Genomic DNA, 1985 nt, shown 5'->3' with positions numbered 1-1985 from the left:
GATCGGCGCGACCGGCTGACGCACGCCGCGGCAACGGCGCGTCAACGGCAGGCATGGCGCGAACATGCGCGCCAAATGCGTCATTCATGAGGAGCGCGCTGTGAGCGCGTTCCCACTCTATTCGTCGCGATAAACCTTCTCGCGCTTCTCGTGACGCTCCTGCGCTTCCACGGAAAGCGTTGCGATCGGACGCGCCTCGAGCCGCTTCAACGAGATCGGCTCGCCGGTCTCCTCGCAATAGCCGTAGGTGTTGTCTTCGATCCGTTGCAGCGCTGCGTCGATCTTGGCGATCAACTTGCGCTGGCGGTCGCGGGCACGCAGTTCGATGGCACGGTCGGTTTCGGACGAAGCCCGATCGGCGAGATCGGGGTGGTTGACGTTCTCTTCCTGCAGGGCTTGCAAGGTGAGCTTGGACTCTTTGAGGATCTCATCCTTCCAGGCGAGGAGCTTCAAACGGAAGTACTCCTTCTGCCGGTCGTTCATGAAAGGCTCTTTTTCGGTCGGTCGGTAGTTTTTCAACTTTTCCAAGGGCGGCCTATCTTTCTAAGCAACGACTCGCACGGACCAAGGTCCGTTGAGCCGGGGCTTATATAGCGGCCTCCTGTGACAGACAATAACTCCCTGTGCCAGCGGTTACCGCCCCCAAGCCCTTGCACAGGAAGGTTTATCCGGAAGGGCATGGGGGCGGCGGAAAGGCTCAGTAACCGACGGTGAAACGGGCCCGCTGATGGGCCGGGCGCTCGATCTCATCGGCCAATGCGATGGCGTAATCGGCGAAGGTGATCCAGCTTTTTCCGTTCGCATCTGCGAGAAGCTGATCGGTCCCGAGACGGAACTTTCCGGTCCGCTCGCCCTCCACGAACAGGGCGGACGGAGAGAGGAAGGTCCAGTTCAGCTCCTTTTCCTGGCGCAGCAGATCGAGGAAGGCTCCACCCTTTTCCGCTTCAGCCTTGTATTGCGCGGGAAAACCGGGGGTTGTGACCAGTTTCACCCCCGGCGCAACCTCAAGGCTGCCGGCTCCGCCGACCACGACGTAACGGCCGACCTTCGATGCCTTGGCCGCGCCGATCAGCTTGAGGGGATCGCTGGCGAGGAAGTGGACGGAACTGACGGCGACGTCATGCCCGGTCCACAGGCTGGTGAGGCCGGCTTGGTCGAGAACGTCGCCCTTCACGGCCGTGACACCGGTGAGCTTGGCGATCTTCTCGGGATTGCGGGCGATGGCGGTGACGGTATGGCCGCGACGGGACAGTTCCTTGGTGATCTCCGAACCGGCCCGGCCCGAGGCCCCGGCGACTGCGATTTTCATGGAAGGCTCCTTAGCTTCTGAGGTGATATAGTAACCAATGGAAACTAGATAACGCAAAGAATGCTGGTGTTAAGAGAGCACTTTGTGCTTACCTGATTACATCGGAGTAACCAGAACGCCTTCTCGAGGAACGAACGACATGAAACCGGATGTCTACGCCGCGAACTGCCCGACACGTCAGATCCTCGATCGCGTCGGCGACAAATGGGCAGTGCTGATCCTCCTGCTGCTGCGCGAGGAGCCGATGCGTTTCAATCAGTTGCGCCGAACCATTGAAGGCATTTCGCAGAAGATGCTGAGCCAGGTTCTGAAATCACTTGAACGCGACGGGCTGATCAGGCGCCGCGCGATTGCAACCGTTCCTGTCACGGTGGAGTATTCGATCACGCAGCTCGGCGTGACACTCGCCGCCGCCGTCGATCCCTTGCGCGACTGGGCCGAGCAGAATCTGAAAGACGTGCTCGCCGCCCAGCGCCGCTACGACACACAGCAGAAGCAGGAAGCGGCGTAAGCGCAGATCTATGATGTACGGGAGTGCGTAGCCTCAGGCCTGCCCGGCCTTGGCGAGCTCGACTTCCACGCGCAGCTCGATCTCGGACAGCACGGCATCGAGACCGGGATCGCCGGACGACGACTTCAGGTTTGCCGCCGCATCGCGCAGCCGCATCACCGTCGA

At 61.0% G+C, this 1985-nt stretch carries 4 protein-coding genes; 1 reads left to right on the top strand and 3 read right to left on the bottom strand.

Going from position 1 to position 1985, the window contains the following annotated elements:
• Positions 1-117 precede the first annotated feature (117 nt).
• Positions 118-483 carry an RNA polymerase-binding protein DksA gene (dksA, locus tag C2U70_RS32055; protein ID WP_085966600.1) on the bottom strand — a complete coding sequence of 122 codons (366 nt, stop codon included), beginning with the start codon at positions 481-483 and terminating at the stop codon, positions 118-120.
• Between the two features lie 214 nt (positions 484-697).
• A complete protein-coding gene (locus C2U70_RS32050) occupies positions 698-1309 on the bottom strand; it encodes an NAD(P)-dependent oxidoreductase (protein ID WP_140982637.1) in 612 nt (203 codons plus the stop codon).
• 139 nt (positions 1310-1448) lie between these two features.
• Here C2U70_RS32050 and C2U70_RS32045 point away from each other — a divergent pair, with 139 nt between their 5' ends.
• The gene (locus C2U70_RS32045) at positions 1449-1820 is read left to right on the top strand and encodes a winged helix-turn-helix transcriptional regulator (protein ID WP_140982635.1); all 372 of its coding nucleotides are present in this window, start codon (positions 1449-1451) and stop codon (positions 1818-1820) included.
• A 33-nt stretch (positions 1821-1853) separates the two neighbouring features.
• Here the strand turns inward: C2U70_RS32045 and C2U70_RS32040 are convergent.
• The coding region (locus tag C2U70_RS32040; protein ID WP_283810413.1) for a flagellar assembly protein FliX at positions 1854-1985 on the bottom strand (132 nt) is incomplete at its 5' end.

Source organism: Bradyrhizobium guangdongense (genome assembly GCF_006483445.1).
GTDB lineage: Bacteria > Pseudomonadota > Alphaproteobacteria > Rhizobiales > Xanthobacteraceae > Bradyrhizobium > Bradyrhizobium guangdongense_A.
Note: the sequence above shows the minus strand (reverse complement) of the source record. Positions and strands in the feature narration are given on the sequence as shown.

Bases quoted from the DNA above. Each gene is read 5' to 3' on its own strand.
- C2U70_RS32050 (WP_140982637.1), bottom strand. From the start codon at position 1,309: ATGAAAATCGCAGTCGCCGGGGCCTCGGGCCGGGCCGGTTCGGAGATC.
- dksA (WP_085966600.1), bottom strand. From the start codon at position 483: ATGAACGACCGGCAGAAGGAGTACTTCCGTTTGAAGCTCCTCGCCTGG.
- C2U70_RS32045 (WP_140982635.1), top strand. From the start codon at position 1,449: ATGAAACCGGATGTCTACGCCGCGAACTGCCCGACACGTCAGATCCTC.